Genomic DNA, 21,019 nt, shown 5'->3' with positions numbered 1-21,019 from the left:
CGACCCTCAAGTTTTACGAGGAAGATCTATGGATCAAGCCAATATCATTCGTGACCTACTTCACTGGCTGGAAAGCCATTTGGACCACCCCTTACTGTTGGATAACGTTGCGGCAAAAGCAGGTTACTCTAAATGGCATCTGCAACGGATGTTCAAAGAGGTCACGGGAAATGCCATTGGTGCTTATATCCGCGCCAGGAGATTATCCAAAGCCGCCGTCGCCTTACGCTTGACCAGCCGCCCTATTCTGGATATTGCCTTACAGTATCGTTTTGACTCACAACAAACCTTTACGCGCGCATTCAAAAAGCAGTTTGCACAAACACCCGCCTTATATCGCCGCACTGAGAATTGGAGTGCATTAGGTATCTGTCCACCGATACGATTAGAGGCATTTACGCTGCCAAATCCAGAATTTATCATCATGCCGGAACTCCATCTGATTGGTCAGACACAGAGTTACTCCTGTACCTTGGAGCAGATTTCCAGCTTCCGTACCGAATTGCGCAGACAATACTGGCGCCAATACTTAGGGGCGACCGAAACCTTGCCACCCGTACTCTATGGTTTGCATCACTCCCGTGCCAGTCAGGAAAAAGAGGATGAGCAGGAGGTGTTATACACCACCGCGCTAGAACCACATCACGTGCCAAAAGAAATTGCAGTGGGTCAGCCTTTCGTTCTGCAACAAGGGGAATATGCCCTTTTCCACTACCAAGGGCCCCCCGCTGAACTGCAAGACTTTATTCTCATGCTATACGGTTCCTGTTTACCGTCACTAAAACTGACCCGGCGCAAAGGGTGCGATATTGAACGCTTCTACCCGGAAGGTGAGCGCCGCATACCTCAGGCTATTTCCCAACTGAGTTGCGACTATCTGATCCCGATCCGTCGTTAAGTTTTGCCGTTTGAGCCAATGGCCACTGAGACGACGGATGGCGAATTAAGCCATCAGCTAGCGTTGCAGTTCATCCAACGCAGACATGTCCAGATGTGAGACATCCCCGGTTGTTTCCACAATCCAACCGGGAGCCAGCCATGGGCTCTGCTGATAGTCAAGGCGTGACAACGAACAATTGCGTAAACGCAAACGGCGTTCGGCATAGGGTGGTAAGCCAAGCACGGTATTGATCAAGCATCCCAATGCAATGCCATGGCTGACAATCAGTGGTTTACTCCCTTGCGGCAGCATCAGGCAATTGTCCAGTGCTGCTCGCATACGTTTCCCTAACTCCCCCATAGATTCACCTTGAGGGATCCGTGCTTCAGCAGTACCATCAATCATCTGTTTACGCCACTGTTCTTCAGGTTGTGTCAGGCTATCGATCAAGCGCTCTTCTAGAATGCCCATATGCAACTCTCGCAGCCGAGCATCAAGAACCACGTCACAACCGCAAGCATCCGCGATAATTTGCGCGGTATGGCGAGCACGCCCCAGGTCACTGGTAATCACATGGGTAATACCTTCATGACTCATGCGTTTACCAACCCAATGCGCCTGCTGTTCGCCCTTGGCGGTTAATGGGCTATCAGACTGCCCTTGAATGCGGCGTACTGCATTCCATTCTGTTTCGCCATGGCGAACGAGGTATACCTGTAACATATTTCTTTCCGTTATATCACGTGAAACTTGAGTTTATCGGCTGACCGTGTTTTGCTTCGCACTGATGGTCGCCTAGGGTCATCACCCTAACTGGCAAAGCATAGCCCCACATTAAGTAAAGGAAGCTAAATCTGTTATGTATCATGTTGTCGCTGCAACAACCAATCCGGCAAAGATTAAAGCCATCCAGTTGGCATTTGAAGATACTTTTGGCGCAGACCAGTGTCGCATTGAATCTGTTGACGTCGCAAGTGGGGTCTCACTGCAGCCCATTGGTAATGTTGAAACCCGCACCGGCTCACGCCAGCGCGTTATGGAGGCTCGTCAGGTCAGACCTGAAGCAGACTTTTGGGTCGGCGTAGAGGCCGGTATCGAGGACAATATGACCTTCGCCTGGATGACAATAGAAAACCCGATAACCCGTGGTGAATCACGCTCTGCCAGCCTGATGTTGCCAGAGTCGATTTTACAGGGAATTCGCGCCGGGAGCGAATTAGGCGATGAAATGGCATTAATCACCGGGAATAGAGAAGTGAAACGCCAAGGGGGAGCTATTGGTCTGTTTACTGATGGTAGATTAAGCCGTACCAGCGTTTATCATCAGGCATTATTATTGGCACTAGTGCCGTTCCATAATCCGATTTATCGCCAACATCTCAACACCACCCACCATCAATAATCGATTAGGAGACACTGACCTAGTCGGTGTCTCCTAATAGCTGCTGCTCCAACCACTGTTTCAAGGCCGGACTTGCTGCCTTCAAGCTATTCGAACCACGGGTAATGGTGGCAATACCCGCCCCCAGTTCATTCTTCAACTCACGCTGGCTCATCTCACCACGCATCAGTTCCTGAATTATTCGCACGCGGGTACCCAACGCAGTCCGCTCATCCGGTGTCAGCAACAGTTGCAGCAACGGTTGGTGCAAATCCTGTGAGAACGCATGATTCAACAGCGCAACAAAGAGCAGCCAATCCTCATTGCCTTGCTCTGAGAGCGCGGGATCATTAAGGGATAATTGCGTCATGACATTCACCATACTATTTAACTAGTACGGCAGCTTAGCATATCCGGGTTCTCTTTCAAGTTGGCGTAGAGCGGGTTGCCCTCCATGGGCTTCCCGGCATCTTATTTACTCAACTACCCTATCAGTAACGCCTTGACCACTCAGCATCCGTCAACACTTTGGCGGGTCGATTCATGAAATGACGATAAAACGCATCATACGCCAGCACGTTCTTGACATAAGAGCGGGTTTCATTAAATGGAATACTTTCTACAAAGGCCACTGCGTCAACGCGCCCTTCGGTATTACCCAACCAGGTATTAACTCTCGATGGCCCGGCATTATAAGCCGCAGAAGAGAGAATACGGTTACGGCCAAACTGCTGATATACCGACTCAAGATAGTGGGTACCAATAGTGATATTGGTTTTTGGATCAAACAATTGACTTGGGCTGCTGTAACCTGGAATGCCATATAATTGCACGGTATGCTCCGCGGTACGCGGCATCACCTGCATCAAGCCTGCCGCCCCCACGGGGGATTGGGCTTTCGGGTTCCAGGCACTCTCCTGGCGGGCTATCGCCATGGCATAGCTGGGGGTGATACCTTTATCTTCAGTCGCACGATGGAATTCCGCTTCCCAGGCGATGGGGAAACGCTCTTCCAGATGATCCCAAAGTTTGCCGACAATGGTCGCCTGTACACTCAACTCAGCCCATTTCTGCTCAAAAGCATAACGCGCCAGCGCCTCCTGATCAGCACGGTTATGGCTAGCCACCAGCGAGCTCCATTCACTGCGCGCCTGATTATCCATATTCCAGTACATCAGCTCACGTACCCGGTCAATCTCGGGCCTACTAACTAAATCGGCTCTTGGCTTGGTCGCCACTTCCACCATCACCGGGTAAGGCACATTGAGTTTTTGCGCCGCAACCATCGGGTAGAAGCCGCGTTCACGCATCAAGCTGCGTAGGGTGGCTTCCCCTTCGCTACGCTGCCCCTCATCAATCATTTGAACCGCACGCCAGTAACGCCACTCGTCTTTATCACGCGACTCTTGCGGCAAACGGGCCAGCCAGGTTTTCAGCCCCTGACGATCTCCCATTCCTAACGCCATACGCGCTCGACGTTCAAGCAAAGCAGACGATTGACTACGCAAGATCACCTGATCGCGCCACTGAGTCTGAGCCAAGGTGGCATTGTTATCCATCAAACGCCAAGCTACCGCCTCCTCCAACTCGAGCTTCTCGCCGTCACTCATTTTCTGCAAACGGGCCAGCGTTGGGATCATCAGCCGTGCATTTTCCGCATCCTGACGCGCCAGGCGAGCAAATACGATCATGGTTGCAGCACGCGTAAAGTCTGTCGGGCCGGCACTGCGAGCAAAAGACTCCACCGTACCAGGGTCATTCTGTAACCGAACCAGTGCCTCCCCCATGGTCTGCTCATTAGCCGGGAGTTGGCGATACAACGCATTTACCAGGCCACTGTTACCCGCTTTTAGCGCCAGTTTCATCCGAGCCTGAATATCGGCAGGCGTTTGCTTGCCCGCCGACTGCCAGACGCTGAATAGTTTGTCACAAGAACTCGGCAACGATTCTCCACTCAGCCAAATATCCCCGGCACCACGCCAAGCAACTTGCTGCTCACCGGTTACCCACTTGGCATAATAGTAATTACAACGAGCAGCTGCGGCTTTCGGTTCCTGTGGGCTGAATGCCAGCAGAGTACGCCAATCTTCACGGCGGGCCAGTTCATTCACAAAACGCGATGAGAGCGACTGAGCGGGCGGCAGTGTTGGGTTGCGCTGCAAAAACTGACTGACTTGAGCCACATTGACGATGCTCAAATCTTGTGCCAATTGGCGGTATTCCAGATAAGGATACAGTGGGTAATCCTGCAACGTCGGCATCAGTTGCTGTACCGTCGCCATCTGATTGCTGTCCCAAGCCTGCTTGATTTGCAGGTAACGCTGACGTTGGGCATCCAAAGAGTCCGCGACAACTGCACTCGAGAAGACCGTAAGGCTCAGCCCTACCGCCCAAATCCGCCATTTATCCACCTTGGACATACTTACCTTTCCTCGCTGGGTTATCTTGCAACAAATCACGCTCATTACCGACTCAGTCAGCCGTCAATGGACTTGTGGTTTCTAGGGGTGCAGTGTCTCACGCCCGATAACGGGAAACCACTGCCTGGCTCCCTTAGGATACAACCTGAATAAACTTGGGTATGACAGGATTGATTATAAGAAAAATTTCACCACAGCAATAGATTCTCTGTTCTATAGTTCTCTATAGTAGATCGTTCGTTGTTATACAAATCAATTACATTGTAAAAACATTTATTTAGAAGCATTTTCATATTTAACAGCACAGGGAGTATTAATGTGCTTTTGTCCGCTGAGATCAATAAGACAAGTTTTTGATTATCGACTATCATGCAGCGGAATAATTGATAAAGAATTGATTGAAAATACACAACAATCATCTCTCTGTGCCACAAATAATGGAATAACATTTCGACTAAAGAGCAGACAGCACAGACTGAAATTTGAGTACGCTTGACTTTAGGAGAGGCCTTAAATGCCAAAACACACCCCCAATGACTATCATGAGTCGCCCAAGGCGAGTAAACCATGGTACCAACATAATGTTGAAGACACACTTCAACAGCTAAATAGCCAGCAAAATGGCCTGAGTACTCAAGAAGCCGCTGAACGGTTAAAAAAGTATGGTCCCAATGCTCTGCCTGAACAGGCGGGGAAAAGTGCGTTTATCCGTTTTATCGCACACTTTAATGATGTCCTGATTTATATTTTGTTAGCGGCAGCCTTGCTTAAAGGCATCATGGGCCATTGGATCGATACTGTCGTGATTCTTGGTGTTGCCGTGATCAACGCCCTAATCGGTTTTGTGCAGGAAAACAGTGCCGAGAAATCACTGAAAGGCATTCGTAACATGCTGTCCAGCCAGGCGATCGCCATACGTGATGGTATTAACCAGACGGTGAACGCTGAAGATCTGGTGCCAGGGGATATTGTTTTGCTGCGCCCCGGCGATAAAATCCCAGCCGACCTGCGTTTGTTGGAATCCCATAATCTGCAGGTTGAAGAGGCTATTCTTACCGGTGAATCCACCGTGGTATCCAAGCAAACCGACCCCATTGCCGATGAAGTGATGATTGGCGATCGCACCAACCTGCTATTCTCGGGTACCACCATCAGCGCCGGCAACGCCAAAGGGGTGGTCATCGCTACCGGGGGCTTTACCGAACTGGGCCATATCAGCGAGATGATCTCAACCGTTGAGACTCAGCGTACCCCCCTGTTACAACAAATGGATCGCCTGGGTAAAAGCATCTTTATGCTGATCCTGGTGATGATGGTGTTGCTGTTCCTGTTTGCCTTCACAATGCGTGACATGCCGTTCAGTGAACTGCTGGTGGCACTGATTAGCCTGGCGGTTGCCTCGGTTCCTGAAGGTTTGCCAGCTATCATCTCGATTATCCTGTCATTGGGTGTGCAGGCCATGGCGCGTAACCGAGCCATTATCCGTAAACTGCCCACCGTGGAAACACTCGGCTCAATGACGGTGATCTGTTCGGACAAAACCGGCACCCTGACCATGAACGAAATGACGGTAAAAAACGTTATCATGGCCGACCGTTCATTCCGTGTTGAAGGTGAAAGCTACCAGCCTGTCGGGGCTATTTTCCCTAGTGATAGCAACCAGCCAGTGAAGGTGCAGGATATTCCCCCACTGGCGCAATTTATCACCGCCATCACGCTGTGTAATGACAGCCATGTCAAACAGGATGAACATGGTCGTTGGGGGGTCACCGGTAGCCCAACCGAAGGTGCCCTGAAAGTGCTGGCCATGAAAGCGGAGCTGGATGTCGGTCAAACACAGCAAGTGGCTAAAATTCCATTCGATTCCAGCTACAAATATATGGCAGTACGTAGCCAGGTAGCAGGCAAGAATCAGATATTCCTTACCGGCGCACCTGATGTGTTGTTCGCTTTATGCGAATTTGAACTGACCGATGCGGGTGTTCAACCCTTCCGCCGCGACTATTGGGAAGCGGAGATGTCACGCTTTGCCGAGCAAGGTTTGCGTATGGTGGCGGCTGCCAGCAAAACCACCGCTGACGGCGAAACCGAACTGGATCACAACGATATTCGCCAACAGATGGTGTTTATCGGTATCGCCGGTGTGATGGACCCACCGCGGCCAGAAGCGGTTGCCGCTATCGCCGAGTGTCAGCAGGCTGGTATCCGCGTGAAAATGATCACCGGCGACCACCAGAAAACCGCGATGGCTATCGGTGCCATGTTAGGTATTGGCAACAGTCAGGACTCCATCACCGGTTCCCAACTGGAACATATGGATGATAAAGCGTTGGCAGAAGCCGCAGTACATTACGATATCTTCGCCCGTACCAGCCCGGAACATAAACTACGCCTGGTAAAAGCCTTACAGGATAAGGGCGGCGTCGTCGGTATGACCGGTGATGGTGTCAATGATGCTCCCGCACTGAAGCAGGCTGACGTCGGCATCGCCATGGGGATTAAAGGTACCGAGGTGACCAAAGAGGCCGCCGATATGGTATTGACCGACGATAACTTCGCCACCATTGCCAGTGCAGTAAAAGAAGGTCGCCGTGTCTACGACAACCTGAAGAAAACCATTCTGTTTGTATTACCCACCAACCTGGCGCAAGGGCTACTGATCATCATCGCCATTCTGATGGGTGCCATGCTGCCACTGACGCCTATCCAGATCTTATGGATGAACATGGCCACCTCGACCACCTTATCCTTTGGTCTGGCTTATGAACCGGCAGAAAAAGACGTGATGCACCGTAAGCCGCGGATCCCCGGTAGTAATGTACTGGATCTGCACGCTATCTGGCGTATCGCCTTCGTTGGGACCTTAATTGCCATCAGTGCCTTTATCCTTGAAGCCTGGATGGAGCCGCGCGGTTATAGCAGCGAACTCATCCGTACTGTGCTGTTGCAAACATTAGTGACTGCACAGTGGGTTTACATGTTCAACTGCCGTACCAATGACCGTTTCCCACTCAACCGCCAGGTGTTCCTCAACAAAGGCTTATGGTTAGTGAGTGGTGTGCTGTTCTTGCTGCAACTGGCCATCATCTATCTACCGTTTATGAACTCACTGTTCGGTACTGCGCCACTCCCCCTGTTCTATTGGGGCGTGACACTGATGATAGCGGTGGGGCTGTTCCTGATTGTAGAAGTGGAAAAATGGATTATTAACAGTATCAAAGCGCGTCGTAAAACCACGGTATAATATGGTGGTCGTGTTAACCCCGCACTGAAACTCAAACGCCCGGCATCTCTGCCGGGCGTTTTCATTCTGAAACCGTTTTAACGTGCCACCGTTTACCGTTTACCGCACAAGGTTTTAAACTTATTCTTGAACCAAACCAAGGTATTATCACCCACGGCATAAATCGTATAAAACTTATTATCTTTTAGCGGTGTTGATGACGCACTGCAAACCGTTTGCAACATATCGGCATAGTTATCCCCCCACCCCAAATCGACATTATTGAGCCCCATAGAATAGAGGGTGCGCCTCGAGATCCAGCCATAAGATGGGGTATACATCAAATCGATAATTGCCTGATGGTTGATAATAGTTTGGGTGATAGGTGCAGTACCGGGGTAGTTATTGATAAAAATCTTTCCGTGGTTATTGGCATTGACTGCCATCAAGTCATAGATCAACCACGAGAAAATACGGTCCTCATACATGTGCTGATTTTTTACCGCATTCGCATATTGGAAACTCACCGCAGTAAAATAAAATACCGGAACCAGACTTAACAACATCCATTTAGGTTTTAGCTTTCTCAAAACCACAACGAGAGAATAGCCATGCAGAAATAGTGTCGCAGAAACCCCAGATAACACCCGAACATCCGTCATCCCTTCCCTAAGCAAAAACAATGGCCCAAGAAAAGCAAGGAAGATCACTATCGGCGACAACACCATCAGCAGTAAAGATAACAGCGTACTCACACTCCATTGTTTATCTTGCAGAAAGTTATAAACATTCAGGAAAAACGCATAAACAACACACAAAGAAGTAACATAAAGAATAATTTTCAATTCACGGGTAATAGCAGACTTAATATAGTGAATTAAAATCTTAGTATGTTTAATAAGATAATCAGCCAACTCTGGCAAGGGGACCATGGCATCACGACCACCACTCATTCCCAGCATTTTATTGATAATAACAAAATATAAAATATAAGCCGATAATAACACTACACCTGCCCATAGTGTCTCTTGTAATGGTGAACGGCTATTTTTATTAAAACCAACTAATAGGTTAACACCATATAAACCAATAAAAATATTGGTACACGGCTGGTACATCGTCAACGCTAAAAAAAGATAGGCAATGGGAATAAGATAGCTTTTAACGCCTCTATCTCGCGGATAAAAATAAGCCAGTATCGAGATGGCAAGTGCAGCAATCATCGGGAGGCTGTCATACTTGTAGGAGATGTTTTGTAAAAAGAATGGACTAATCAGCAACAAAATATAGGGGCAAAGAGAACCGATGGTTAAAAGAGTTTCATTTCGCTTTGCTACCGTCCAGAGGACCCAAGAGATAAACAGAATCCCCAGCAACAGAGTAAAAGGTGCGGTATCGGTAAGCTCAAAAATATTAAACGAAAATAACCGCATCAGCAGGTCAGCGGTGGGGCGCCCGAGCGTATACCACCCTGCGGCTGGGTTTAGCACCCTTTCAAAGTCATCACGATAATAGACATCTGCCAAAATAATCGGGAAAGCATAGAGCAAGCAGCAAGTTAAAACAAAGACAAAGGCATTCCTTGCAGAAATTTGCTTATTCATTAGATGGCTCATTTTTTCCCCTTTAAGCTCTTGACGATAAAACGTGGTCTATGTTTGGTCTCAACATAGATGCGGCCAATATACTCCCCGAGAACCCCAATCCCGATAAGCTGGATCCCGCCCAAAAACAACACAATAGAGATCAAAGAGGGATAACCTGCCACCGGGTTGTCATTAACAATTTTATCGATAACCATATAGAGAGCATAAAAAAACGACAACGAAGCGATGCTCATACCGATATAGGTCCAAAAACGCAAAGGAATGGTGCTAAACGAGGTGATTCCTTCTAAAGCGAGGTTCCATAGCTTCCAGAAACCAAACTTGCTAGTACCACTAACACGTTCAGCTCTAGCATAAGTGACCACTTCTGTTTTAAACCCGACCCAACTGAGCAAACCTTTCATAAAAAGATTGCGTTCATTGAGCATCATGACTGCATCAACCACCTGGCGGCTCATCAGGCGGAAATCCCCCACATTCTCCTCAATCTCCGGGTTGGAAACGATATTATGTATCCGGTAAAACCAGGCGGCGCTGAGCCGTTTCAATCGACTGTCTGATTGGCGGTCGGTCCGTTTTGCCAGCACCACATCTGCACCATTCTGCCAAGATTCGATTAATTTAGGGATAATATCGATAGGATCCTGCAAATCGACATCAATAGGGATAACGGCATCGCCAGTGGAGTACTTCAATCCGGCATACAAGGCTGGTTCTTTGCCAAAATTGCGTGAAAGATCGACCAGCAATACCAGCGGATCGGTCTTAATTAACTCATTAACGACGACTTCTGTCTTGTCTTGGCTACCGTCATTGACAAACACGATCTCAATATCAAACGGCGATAACTCCGGCTGATTACGTACAGCCTGATAGAAGATAGGAATTGCCTTTTCCTCATTAAAAACAGGCACTACAAGCGATATTATCATTGGGACTTTATCCTGAAAACGATATATTTCGAGTAAATGAAACCGAGCACTAAACTTATTGCGGAGAAAATAATCATCGTTAGTATCGGATTTATCTTCTGATTATCAGCTAAAGCGCCCACCAACCAACTCATGGCCCCCATAAAAGCCACATACAGCACATAGCGCTTCAACGACACGTAACTTTTAAACGTGAATCGTGCATTGACAAAAAATGAGAAAGTGACCGCAATAGCAAACGCCACCAAGTTACTAATAGCTTGTTTTTGCAGTAAATCATAGTACAGATACAGGAATACCATCCAATGTATCAACGTGTTCAAAATACCAACAACACCATATTTGGTGAATAACTTCCACATGCTTAAACTCATTATAATTTTGCTATGCATTAATTATAATAGTGAACTCAGGGTGCGCCTTTATGTCCTCCGACCCACCGCTAAAAATGTGATCCAGATCACTAGATTTCTATTATTTTATGACTCTTGATAAATGGAAATAAAAAATACCATTCAGATAATTGATTGGCACCTTATTGTGCCTCATTTTGTCGGCCACTATAGTGCGGAAAATTACCGTTACAGCCTCATTTTGGTGCAATACCCATCGACTCTGGTTTCTGCCCCCTCTCCCCCAAAGATTGCCTCCCTCACTGCGTTTAGTGATATTTCAAATGTCTCTGGCATTACAATTGATCGGTAAATCAAATTATTTGGTATAGCGAGCATCTGAAATAACAGCATTTTGACTTGCAATTGTCACAATAGCGTCAAAAGAAGCACCATTCCTGTTATGACAATAGCTATTTTTGAAGATAGGCCTGTTTTAGTGTGACAATATGACCAAATTTTCTTAGGATAGGAGCAGAGAATAGGTCACAGCAGGTATGCCGGAATGCCGAATAGCGCCAAGCACAAAATTAATCGATTTTGTCCTCATGATCGGTTGATTCCCGTTGTCTATAAGCTATCTACTTTGTGCCTGCTGACGACACTTGGGCTTCCTATGGCACAAGCAGCCAACCCCCCTCAAAAGCCGCTAGTCAACGTATTTACTAACCCCTGGTCACGCCTGTTCGCAGGCAGTGAAGCTTCATTTTCTACTGCACTCACCTACAGTGTTCCCTTAGAAAGATCAGACATCACGCTTCCGACCGGCAGAGAAACTTCTGAAACCCGGGAGATGCTGAATCATCGCGCTCTGTTCAGCATGCAATATTCACCCTTAAGTAACTTTTTTGCTAACACCACGGTGAATGTCCCATTGCAGGAAGTGAATAAATACGCTACCCGTTTTTCTTACAGTTTTGGCTATGATGACTGGCGTCCTAATACCTTTAGCTTTATATACAGCAACTATGCGGAAGATAACCATTTTTTCCCACAAAAAGGCTCGCAAATTACTGAGTTTGAGACTGGGTCATTTACTTCTGCCTATAAATTCGAGCTACCTGAAGGCATTGAAAAACATCTGTTGATTAATAAAGATGACAACATAGGGTGTCAGGTTGGTTATACCTACTCCTATCGCTATTATGACAGCGTCAGTGATGCCACCAAGCGCCATAAAAACGTTTTATTGGCAAGTTGCGGTTATACCCTTAAAGGTCACTATTTTTTGCGGCTTTCTAGTTTCTATTACCCGGATAAAAACCAACAACAGCCTTGGAACTCTGACTACACCTACAGCTTCGGTTATAATTCCGGTTATAAACCTGGTGCTATCTCGATACGTTATGATAACTACAGTGGTACACGTTACCCTTGGAAAAGTAATTCAACCGCCAATTTCAGGTCTGGAACGGTGAGTATTAGCTGGACGCTTCCCTGGTAAGCAACTTGAATAACCCGGCAACCTACCCCGTTGTCATTCAAGCTGCTGGGAAAACGATCACTTCACCTTTGCTGATTGCGCCTTGATATTACTGAAAGAGAATTGGTTTTTCCCCAACACGTTCCCAGCTTTATCACGTAATTCTGCCTCAACCACCATGGTTTGCTGACCCCGAGGGCGCACCTTCAGCTCAATCACTTTTTGGCCACTATCTGCCGCCAGATCAACCCGCTCTGCCCCTTGACTAATAACATGACCTGCCTGCTGTACACGCCAATGCAGCGTTGCATCAGGATAAGTCTGCCAACGATCATTAATCGCCCACAAACCAATCTGCCCCCATTGCCCTACTATCCAGTTCTGCGTTATCGGTTGAATGGAAGGTAGCACTGGCTGATAGGCACGTTGCAGTGCGTAATATCCCCGCTTGGGTTGCCGTAGATAATCGACGACAGCCCAGTTTATGGAAGGCCAGGTTTCAGAAAACATAAACTGAAACAGCATGTTCACTGGCTGATAACGTTGCCTACGGTAACTCTCTGCCGCCAGTTGGATCAGGTCTGCCTGATATTTTTGTGTATTGGCAATCAGCTCTTCAATATCTTTGCCCATTGGCACTTTAGCCATGACAAATGTATTTTTGGGCTGGAAATTATGGTAACGCCAGATATCCCAGCCAGGCGCCTTATCATTGGTGGTACCAGGCCATAACTTATCTGCTGGAATAATGGTACGTAGCGTCTCTATATTAGGCAGGGCTTGCGCCCCAAACTCAGTCACATATCGACTACGAGTTGGCTTGAGATAATCCTGCATCTTACCGGAGTACCACCCTAACCATGGGTGCTCATTAACCGAAGACCAAGCATGCGCGATCCGCCCATCGTCTTGGCTCAAGACCTGGGCAACCTGCTCAGTCAGCGTTTTATTCAGTGTGGGTGTCCACCCCTTACGTGATTTCATCCATGGGGAATCGAACGGCGGCTCATTCTGCCCAGACCAGACGATGATGGAAGGGTGGTTACCCCATTGCCGTAACAGGTCGTTAGCTTGACGCTTCGCCTCATCAACAATGGACGGACTGTCGTCATAAGCCCACTGTAGCGGGAAATCCTGCCACAATAGTATGCCCATACGATCCGCCTGCTCATACAACGCCTGACCCGCAATATGTGCATGTATACGTACCGTATTGATATTCGCCTCACGCATCAGTTGCAGGTCACGATGGTATTTTTCACCATCCATGCTCCCCAGCCAGACAGAACCAATGTAGTTAGTACCACGAACAAACATCCGCTTATCATTGACTAACAAACTGTTATTCAGGTTATCCTGGCTGATTTTACGTAACCCGGTCTTAATGGTTTGCTGGTCAAGCAAGCCATCACTATCTCTTAGTGAGACTCGGAGTTGATAACGATTCTGCTCACCATAACCCGCAGGCCACCAAAGCGCTGGGTTTGGCACCCTCTGGCTGAATGACAGTTGTTGTGTCTTGTCAGGGGAACGTTTAAGGGCAACCGGATAGCTAAAGCGATAAGAACGCCCAGTAAAATTATCAGGGGTCAGTTCAATAACGAGCTCCCCGTGACGCGCAGCATTGGCTCGGTAATCAACCTCAACCTTGACTTGAGGCTGGGTAAGCCCGTCCTGCCAATCCACAGAAGTCAGCAAATTGTCGATGACCGCCCCACGACTGACATGTACCATTACGGATTGCCATATCCCCCCAGAATTAGCTTCTTGTCCACGCTCCGACCATGCCCCTCCGGGGCGAGTATCATGGTGAGCAAGTACCCCCTTGATCAGCGTTTTGTGCATATACCAATGGGGACCAGGCTTTTCAATTGGGCTGTCAACTTTAACCAATAGCTGGTTATGAGCCCCAACAGTTGGCGTGATATCGAAGGCAAATCGCTGGAAATAACCTTTATGTTGCCCAAGCGGTTGTTGATTGAGCGTGATATCAGCAGAATAGTCAACGCCATTGAATATCAGCGTTGCCATTTGATCCGAGGTGAGCGTTGGCAACAAAAAGTTCGTCTGGTACCAGACGACACCGTGGCGATCAACGCCCTGTGTGAACCAATTTGCCGGTACCTGCATCGGTTGACATATTTTGTCGTTGAACAACGGCAGTGCATCTGCGCTAGCAGGCGGCGGCAATTTGATACACCAAGTACCATTTAGTGAGATATCGGCCAAGGGTGGCACACTTGAAGGTGCCTGTTGGACACAGCCGGCAATCAACAGTAACGGGAACAGCAAGTTAAGACGGTTCATTTCTATACCTCAACAAATATCCCGGCTGGTGATAATCACGGTGTTGAATGTTATCCCCAGCAGTGTCATCACATCGTACCTGGCGGTTCGAATGGCAAGCAGGTTTTTGGGCGATTAAAGACTTCCTGACGCATGCGTTCAAAGGCACCAGCAGGGTTGTCACGTACCAACACACCATAAGCGCTTTTGTACCATAAGGACTCCAATACCAGCGCGTTGGTTGACAACGTCAACGCCTTATTTAATTTACCCGACCGCTCGGAACGCCCCTCAAACCAGCCCCGTTGCGGATCATTATGCCATTGCCCCAGACGCATCAATTGGTCGGTATAGGGGGTATTCCACAATGCCCACATACCGAACAGTGCTTTTGTTGAAAGCTGAGCATACTCAGGCCGAAAATTCCCTTTACTATCCAGTGTATTCCAGGGAAAACCACTGGCAAAAACGGTATCGCTAATGGTCCAAGGGGCTGCATTCAGTGAGAAGTCGGCACGTGCAGTCAATATTCCCTCTTTTTCGGCACGTAATTGCTGCACATTAAGCATGTTTAGTGCCTGGCGGCGCAACGCCTCGCTCTGCGTCGCATTCCCCGGTATCTGCCATTGAAACTCCATCCCAGCCAGGATATAGGGAGTTGAAGTCAGTGCATCACTCACCCCAGTAGTCCGCGGGTCACGCTCATCTATCGCTAAGGGGATGCCATATATCTGAATATTTTTGTACGGTAAGGCGAGGTTATTGGCGGCAGAAAAACCCCATAATTGGAATCCCAGGGCGGTATATTCGCTGTAACCCAAGCGCAAATCATCTTGGGTAGACAGTTTGCCGTTCTGGCGCCTGCCACTCAACAAGGTACCCTGCGAATCAAACAGTGGGCAAAAGTTCCAGTTCACGACGGTTTTATCGACATAATAAGCATAATCAGGCGATAAATTACGAACCAGGCGCAAAGCAACCAGCAAGCGACCAATATCCTGCGCTGACCACCCTGTTGCCGCAGGTTTTACCGTTGAATCTACCATGGCCGCATCGGTAGTGCGGTAATGGCGGTTGACGATGCCATCCTTCAATGGCAACGCTTGTAGTGTGGCAAGCAAGGTGGTTATCCGCCGGTCATACTCTGCCGGCTCAATTACCCCCAGTTGTTTGGCAGCAAGCACCGCCATCATGCTGTCGCCAATCTGACCTACCGTCGTCAGCGGGTAATTGTCACTCCCATTTACCAGCCCAGTTGTGGGTTGAGTATTGTTCTCTATATAACGCCAGGCGATAGTTGCCCATTGACGCTCTTCCGCCGTCAGCGGCCCTAGCCGCCCCTGCGACTGCCAACCGCCTTGATAAAGATACTGCCATCCTTGCTGGATGCGCGCTGGAAACAGTACCAGCGCAACGACCAATACAAACAGCAGCCAAAGGAGTATTTTGCCTGTTATTTTTTGGTACATGATGAGAGCGCCGGTGGAAGTTTAACGGGCAAATCCTCGCTACACTGCGCACACTGGCATGCCGTGCAAGTTGGTGCCTCACGCAATGCCACCCCGGTCCGTTCACACCAACTGCGCGTACCTTTATCCGGTGAAATAAAGGGCCGATTCAAACGTTTATTATCTTCTTCAAAAACGTTCAATAGCCTTTGGTTCCAAATTGACGGCACAAAATCTTTCGCTTGCGAATCTTGTACTCTCAATTTCAGGATGCTGCCTTGTGTTTTGAATAACAGCGCTTCCAACATAATGCCGTTATTATTCGCGGTGAAGGTTTTAATTGGTCCACTTCCGTTTTCGTAAAGTCCCTCATAAAATCCTTTGCCTTTCTCACTGGCATTTTCAATCATATTAAACAGATGGTCAGTATAAGAAGACTGCCATAACGCCCACATCCCCAAAGCTGCCTTCAATGAGACTGCAGAGAACTCAGGCACAAACTTGCCTTTATCCGTGATGGTGTTCCAGTCGAAACCATCTGAAAAGATAGTGTCATAAACAAAGTAAGGGGCACGGTCTAGCTGGTGTTCTGTACGGGCGGTCACCATCCCGGTGATCAAATAACGATTTTCCTGCGCTTGGTAAACTCGATCGCCAAAGTCATGTACCCATTCAGGAAGAATGGCGGCCTTTTCCTGCACATCGGTTCTCTTTTCACCCCAACCAAACTCCATGCCTTGCAGGAAAAAAGGTTCCATCACCACATAGTTATGTTGCTCATGTTCACGAGGATCACGCGAATCATAAGGCACCATCACACAATAAATATCTTTCAGCTGATAGGGTTCAGGGCGTGAAGCTTGACAGGTGTTAAACCCCCAAAGTTGGAAACCCCGCGCCGAATACTCCTCATAACCAAGCCGCCCTTCTTGCACATAAATAGTCTTCTTATCACCACCAACGATGGCGCCATACATGGTCCCACAGCCATCTATCGCATTGGTGAAATCCCATCTGAGCACCACATTATCAACACCGTTGGCATATTCAGGATAAAGCTCTTTAATGATCCGTAGCCAGATCAGCAGGCGGCCAGCATCCAACGGTGAAAAACCGATCTCGCCTGGCTTATTCATATAGTTCACTTTTTCTGCAGAAATAGTGTTATAGGCTTTATTCGGCATCTCGTTTTGAAATAGCGAGATACTATTGAGCGTCCCCAGCAACTTGATCATCCGTTTGTCGAATTCAGCTTTATCTATAATGCCTAACTCTCGAGCTGCAACCACAGCGGCAATGTAAGAGGCTGTATCCCACATCGTCGTAGAAGGGTAACCGTCCACCGCATTCACCAACCCAGTGGTGGGTTGATAGTTAGTGACGAAATACTCCCAGGCGCGGTTAGCCATGGCTCTTTCACGCTCAGTCAATTCACCTTGACGCACAGGATAATCTTTAGCAGGAAGCTGCTGTTCTGCCAGTGCGCAGAACGAACTCCCCACTAATAAGGTGGTCACTGCCAACATACTCACCACTAAATGACTGAAAAACCTCAGCGGTGACAAATAAAAGGGTAGCAAACGCATGAGTGCTCCTTAATGAGATCCTGAAGATTGTTCCGCAGAGGCGGTTTCTGTATTCTGACAGGCAAAGCAGACCATCTTTCCTTGAGCCGTATACATCAGACTTTCCAGAATGACTGCATTGGTTGTCGCCGTAATTAACTTGCTGGGTTGTTGGCTCTGTGCCTCCACTCCCTCAATCCAACCTCTGCCCGGTACAAACAGCGTTGCTGCTTGCTGCCTGACCTGTTGGGTCCAGGTAGTACTGAATAAGGCATTCCAGCCAAAGGCGGCTTGCGTTGAAAGAGAAAGCGCAACCTTATTACGAGGTAACGCACTATCTTGGGTTGATGGTAACTGCCCGCTATTAGGTTGTTTTTTTCCGACAACAGGAAAAATATTCGTGAGCCCCATATTAACGTAACTGTGCCTGTCACTACTCTGGTTAATCATCTTCTGAACCTGAATAATGCGCCATGAAATCTCGGCTGACTCGGTATTAAAACCATTTTCCAGGCCACTGAGAATATAAGGTAAGCTATTGATAACAGGATACGGCTTACCCCTTATTGTCGCCTTACCATCATCAGGGATGTCTATGCCATTGACGGTAATAAAATCAAATTGTTGCCGGCTATTCGTCAATACGATTCCAGCCCAAGTATTAATTAATGACAAACCGTTAATGGCATACAGCGAATAACCGTAACCGCTGCGATAATTATTGGGCTTAAAATGGGCTTGCTTATGACGGCTTTTCAGTGAGGCATTATCTTTCACCATATCGAATAAAGCGGCCAGATCCCAATGTTTCACCGTTTGCTGAACTAAGGCATTGTATTGCGGATAACGCCAGATAATCACCTTGAACGCGACCAACAACCGCCCGAGATCCACCAACGAATAATCAACATCATAAGCGGTCGAAAGCGGTTTTAAATCTGTTGTGCTGTAGTAGAGATAAGGCACATTCCCCTGATGCAAGGGTAATGAACTCAAGGCCATTAATGCCTTCTGCATACGCGCATCAAGTTCTTTATCATCGATAACATTGAGTTGATGAGCAGAGATCAGGGCTAATAGATAGCTCCCGCAATCCCATAGGCTGGTATAAGTCAAACCGTCAGCGGAATTAACCAAACCACTCTCTTGAGTATTATTGACAAAGTATTGCCAGGCCACTCTTGCCCAGACCGCTTCCTGATAATCCAACCCGCGCGTTGTGGGGAGCGTGGGGAAGTTCTCACTTAACTGTAGTTGCGGCAATTTCATATTCGCCGGATTGGTATGCTTTTCAACATAGAAAACAATACTAAAGGCCAACATAAAACCAATAATCACCGTAAGATAGCTTCTCGCTTTCAGCAGATCCTGCTTAATTGACATTGGATATCTCCTCCGGCACCGGCATCTCCTCTTCGGATGGCTCTGGTTGCCAAAGTGCCGCACGGATCATCGGGATCATCGCAGCGATATTCAGCGAGCACCAAAAAATATTAATTAAAAAACCAGAGGGATCTTCAATTCTCCCCCAGTAAAGTTGCAATCCCCCCGCTATCAAGGCCAATAAGGTGACGCCAACAATCGCCAGTTGCGGCTTGACCAAACCAAGAAAATTACCTTGTTGCCGCTCTTTCGGTGTCACATGAAACTTGATTTTCTCCCCGCGCAATACGGTATCGATGGCACGCAAGTTCATGGAAAACAGCCCCAGATAAGAGGCTTTACCATCCCAGGCTGAAATTCCCCAGGTGCCAAACATAAAAGCCACCTCCGACAACAGAAAGAAAGGCACAAAATGGAGGTAAAAAGGCGTCGAATAGACTGACAAAGGAGGAATGCCGGTAAAAAGATAGATCATCGGGGCAATCAGGAAAATCGTATTCCAGATACAGGCCATATAAGAGATAAACGTCGAACCATACATCAGTTTCTGCGGCACACTAAGGTTAAGATTGCCACGTTTGAACAGTCGGTCATGGAACAGGATATCCACTGAACCGGCCGCATATTTAAAGCGCTGAATCATCCAGGAAAGCAGGTCTTGTGGTGATAACATCTTCGATTCAACCTCGGGATGCATCACTGAACGCCAACGACGTTCATGATCACCATGCAACATCAACGAGGTATAAATATCTTCGGAAACATGAAACTTATACGGCATCAATTCTGTTTCATTAGCCACCTGCCTCAGCATCGCCCCGCGCAATGAGGTTTTAAATTCTTCATGTTCGATATCGTCAGTGTACTTATCAATTTCAGCTTCAATATCATGATGATATCTTCGCAGCGCTGTCTGCATCACCGCTTCACGACGGTGTATCGATGCCGCACCACAACAAAACGCCGCATTGGCCCAATTACGCCGTCTTAAAATAATGTCGTAGAACATCTGAGGATCATTGGCAAAAGGATCATGCCCAATGGTAATAGGCCCAATACAGGATTCCACCGCCTTACCTAAATAATATCCCCCTTTACCAAACCGCTGTTGTAACTTCTTCGGTAAGGGTTTGCCTGCTGGAATATCATAAAACCATTGAGGCGTCTGGACCCAAGCCACATCTGGGTCACGAAAATAACCCAATGTATCGCAGAGAATCGAAGGAAAAACGCGCGTATCCGCATCACAGATAATAATAAAATCACCATCGGTGAGTTCCATGCCATTACGCAAGTTACCAGCTTTAAAGCCGGTGTTTTGGTCTCGCGTAATATAATTGACCCCTTCCTCCTCTGCCACCTGGCGCATTTCTGCTCGCCGCCCATCATCAAGCACATAGATTTTATAGCTAATCGCGTTGGGTACAGTCACCTTATTGGCATCGATGATGGATAACCGGACCAGTTCAACATCCTCGGAATAAGTGGCAATAAACAGATCCACACTAATTGGTCGGTCATCACCATGTTGAGCCGAGGGCTCCAGACACTGATTTATGGTGGCAGGGGGTTGTTGGCGTTTATAGTCCTGTAACTTCCACAGGTTGATGGTAAAAAAAATGGTGCCAACATAGGCACAGGTTTCAGCAAGTAGCAAAGGAACCGAATACCAGAGGGCGTCATAGTTTAACGACTCCATCCAGCGCCAGCGGATATAATTTGCACCACACACCAGCGCGGTGACCGACAGGATTTGCCAAACACACTCAATCCCCTTGCGGTGACGCAAAGGTGCAGGAGGGGTCCGTTTCTCAAACGCTGAAAAGTAAAATCCCATATAAGCCAATGTCCTATCCCGGGTACGGTCTATCCCCTTCATCTTTCAAGCTACAGCGGTGTTGGCTGCAACTTGAATAAACTTGGGCCCCCTTGTCACATAAATTTTTCGCATGAACAAAAGGAGTTAGCGCCCCGTTTATTTCAAATAATGAGTATTCACTTGCCCACCGCTCACTGGCGATGTCAAATACTTCAATCACTTAAAAAGTGCTAATCAACGATTAAATATAGTTGAGCCAC

General features: G+C 47.8%; 15 protein-coding genes. 4 read left to right on the top strand and 11 right to left on the bottom strand.

Annotated features, from left to right (window positions below; translation table 11 throughout):
* Positions 1 to 28 precede the first annotated feature (28 nt).
* Positions 29 to 898 (top strand): MDR efflux pump AcrAB transcriptional activator RobA, encoded by an 870-nt coding sequence (gene robA / locus AC2A06_RS02010; RefSeq protein ID WP_484379190.1) that lies wholly within the window; start codon positions 29 to 31, stop codon positions 896 to 898.
* Positions 899 to 955: 57 nt separating this feature from the next.
* On the opposite strand, the gene gpmB is transcribed toward robA, so the two are convergent.
* Complete coding sequence (gpmB, locus tag AC2A06_RS02005; protein ID WP_484379189.1) at positions 956 to 1,603, bottom strand: 2,3-diphosphoglycerate-dependent phosphoglycerate mutase GpmB; 648 nt, start codon at positions 1,601 to 1,603, stop codon at positions 956 to 958.
* 136 nt (positions 1,604 to 1,739) lie between these two features.
* On the opposite strand from gpmB, the gene yjjX reads away from it, so the two are divergent.
* Positions 1,740 to 2,282: an inosine/xanthosine triphosphatase gene (gene yjjX / locus AC2A06_RS02000; protein WP_023489663.1), complete on the top strand. Its 543-nt coding sequence runs from the start codon at positions 1,740 to 1,742 to the stop codon at positions 2,280 to 2,282.
* 19 nt (positions 2,283 to 2,301) lie between these two features.
* Here the strand turns inward: yjjX and trpR are convergent, their stop codons facing one another.
* On the bottom strand, positions 2,302 to 2,631 hold the full coding sequence (gene trpR, locus AC2A06_RS01995; RefSeq protein ID WP_023489662.1) for a trp operon repressor: 330 nt from the start codon (positions 2,629 to 2,631) through the stop codon (positions 2,302 to 2,304).
* Between the two features lie 121 nt (positions 2,632 to 2,752).
* Positions 2,753 to 4,672: a murein transglycosylase gene (gene sltY, locus AC2A06_RS01990; protein ID WP_484379310.1), complete on the bottom strand. Its 1,920-nt coding sequence runs from the start codon at positions 4,670 to 4,672 to the stop codon at positions 2,753 to 2,755.
* Between the two features lie 523 nt (positions 4,673 to 5,195).
* Here sltY and AC2A06_RS01985 point away from each other — a divergent pair.
* Positions 5,196 to 7,925, top strand: coding sequence for a cation-transporting P-type ATPase (locus AC2A06_RS01985; protein ID WP_484379188.1), 2,730 nt, complete (start codon positions 5,196 to 5,198; stop codon positions 7,923 to 7,925).
* Between the two features lie 92 nt (positions 7,926 to 8,017).
* On the opposite strand, the gene AC2A06_RS01980 is transcribed toward AC2A06_RS01985, so the two are convergent.
* From AC2A06_RS01980 to AC2A06_RS01970, 3 genes are read right to left on the bottom strand one after another with little or no spacing between them, the layout of a single operon-like run.
* The gene (locus AC2A06_RS01980; RefSeq protein ID WP_484379187.1) at positions 8,018 to 9,508 is read right to left on the bottom strand and encodes a glucosyltransferase domain-containing protein; all 1,491 of its coding nucleotides are present in this window, start codon (positions 9,506 to 9,508) and stop codon (positions 8,018 to 8,020) included.
* Between the two features lie 8 nt (positions 9,509 to 9,516).
* Positions 9,517 to 10,443 (bottom strand): glycosyltransferase family 2 protein, encoded by a 927-nt coding sequence (locus AC2A06_RS01975; RefSeq protein ID WP_037386388.1) that lies wholly within the window; start codon positions 10,441 to 10,443, stop codon positions 9,517 to 9,519.
* The gene (locus AC2A06_RS01970) at positions 10,440 to 10,805 is read right to left on the bottom strand and encodes a GtrA family protein (protein ID WP_484379186.1); all 366 of its coding nucleotides are present in this window, start codon (positions 10,803 to 10,805) and stop codon (positions 10,440 to 10,442) included. The genes AC2A06_RS01975 and AC2A06_RS01970 overlap by 4 nt, the downstream gene beginning before the upstream one ends.
* 535 nt (positions 10,806 to 11,340) lie before the next feature.
* Here AC2A06_RS01970 and AC2A06_RS01965 point away from each other — a divergent pair.
* On the top strand, positions 11,341 to 12,279 hold the full coding sequence (locus AC2A06_RS01965) for a hypothetical protein (RefSeq protein WP_484379185.1): 939 nt from the start codon (positions 11,341 to 11,343) through the stop codon (positions 12,277 to 12,279).
* Positions 12,280 to 12,336: 57 nt separating this feature from the next.
* Here AC2A06_RS01965 and AC2A06_RS01960 read toward each other — a convergent pair whose 3' ends face one another.
* The 5 genes from AC2A06_RS01960 to AC2A06_RS01940 form a co-directional block, all read right to left on the bottom strand.
* Positions 12,337 to 14,565, bottom strand: a complete 2,229-nt coding sequence (locus tag AC2A06_RS01960; RefSeq protein WP_484379184.1) for a glycoside hydrolase family 2 protein — start codon at positions 14,563 to 14,565, stop codon at positions 12,337 to 12,339.
* A 68-nt stretch (positions 14,566 to 14,633) separates the two neighbouring features.
* Entirely contained in the window at positions 14,634 to 16,013 is a 1,380-nt protein-coding gene (locus AC2A06_RS01955; RefSeq protein WP_484379183.1) for a DUF3131 domain-containing protein, read from the bottom strand.
* Positions 15,998 to 17,578 (bottom strand): DUF3131 domain-containing protein, encoded by a 1,581-nt coding sequence (locus tag AC2A06_RS01950; protein ID WP_484379182.1) that lies wholly within the window; start codon positions 17,576 to 17,578, stop codon positions 15,998 to 16,000. Before AC2A06_RS01950 ends, AC2A06_RS01955 begins: the two co-directional genes overlap by 16 nt.
* Positions 17,579 to 17,587: 9 nt before the next feature.
* A complete protein-coding gene (locus AC2A06_RS01945; RefSeq protein WP_484379181.1) occupies positions 17,588 to 18,940 on the bottom strand; it encodes a DUF3131 domain-containing protein in 1,353 nt (450 codons plus the stop codon).
* On the bottom strand, positions 18,930 to 20,777 hold the full coding sequence (locus AC2A06_RS01940; RefSeq protein WP_484379180.1) for a glycosyltransferase family 2 protein: 1,848 nt from the start codon (positions 20,775 to 20,777) through the stop codon (positions 18,930 to 18,932). The genes AC2A06_RS01945 and AC2A06_RS01940 overlap by 11 nt, the downstream gene beginning before the upstream one ends.
* Positions 20,778 to 21,019: the final 242 nt, after the last annotated feature.

Source organism: Serratia sp. HNCC26DJ244, from assembly GCF_057180565.1.
This window is presented reverse-complemented; position numbering and strand designations above follow the sequence as displayed.

What these genes read in the sequence shown, in the direction of transcription:
- robA (WP_484379190.1), top strand. Translation starts at nt 29, where the DNA reads ATGGATCAAGCCAATATCATTCGTGACCTACTTCACTGGCTGGAAAGC.
- gpmB (WP_484379189.1), bottom strand. Translation starts at nt 1,603, where the DNA reads ATGTTACAGGTATACCTCGTTCGCCATGGCGAAACAGAATGGAATGCA.
- yjjX (WP_023489663.1), top strand. Translation starts at nt 1,740, where the DNA reads ATGTATCATGTTGTCGCTGCAACAACCAATCCGGCAAAGATTAAAGCC.
- trpR (WP_023489662.1), bottom strand. Translation starts at nt 2,631, where the DNA reads ATGACGCAATTATCCCTTAATGATCCCGCGCTCTCAGAGCAAGGCAAT.
- AC2A06_RS01985 (WP_484379188.1), top strand. Translation starts at nt 5,196, where the DNA reads ATGCCAAAACACACCCCCAATGACTATCATGAGTCGCCCAAGGCGAGT.
- AC2A06_RS01980 (WP_484379187.1), bottom strand. Translation starts at nt 9,508, where the DNA reads ATGAATAAGCAAATTTCTGCAAGGAATGCCTTTGTCTTTGTTTTAACT.
- AC2A06_RS01975 (WP_037386388.1), bottom strand. Translation starts at nt 10,443, where the DNA reads ATGATAATATCGCTTGTAGTGCCTGTTTTTAATGAGGAAAAGGCAATT.
- AC2A06_RS01970 (WP_484379186.1), bottom strand. Translation starts at nt 10,805, where the DNA reads ATGTGGAAGTTATTCACCAAATATGGTGTTGTTGGTATTTTGAACACG.
- AC2A06_RS01965 (WP_484379185.1), top strand. Translation starts at nt 11,341, where the DNA reads ATGCCGAATAGCGCCAAGCACAAAATTAATCGATTTTGTCCTCATGAT.
- AC2A06_RS01960 (WP_484379184.1), bottom strand. Translation starts at nt 14,565, where the DNA reads ATGAACCGTCTTAACTTGCTGTTCCCGTTACTGTTGATTGCCGGCTGT.
- AC2A06_RS01955 (WP_484379183.1), bottom strand. Translation starts at nt 16,013, where the DNA reads ATGTACCAAAAAATAACAGGCAAAATACTCCTTTGGCTGCTGTTTGTA.
- AC2A06_RS01950 (WP_484379182.1), bottom strand. Translation starts at nt 17,578, where the DNA reads ATGCGTTTGCTACCCTTTTATTTGTCACCGCTGAGGTTTTTCAGTCAT.
- AC2A06_RS01945 (WP_484379181.1), bottom strand. Translation starts at nt 18,940, where the DNA reads ATGTCAATTAAGCAGGATCTGCTGAAAGCGAGAAGCTATCTTACGGTG.
- AC2A06_RS01940 (WP_484379180.1), bottom strand. Translation starts at nt 20,777, where the DNA reads ATGGGATTTTACTTTTCAGCGTTTGAGAAACGGACCCCTCCTGCACCT.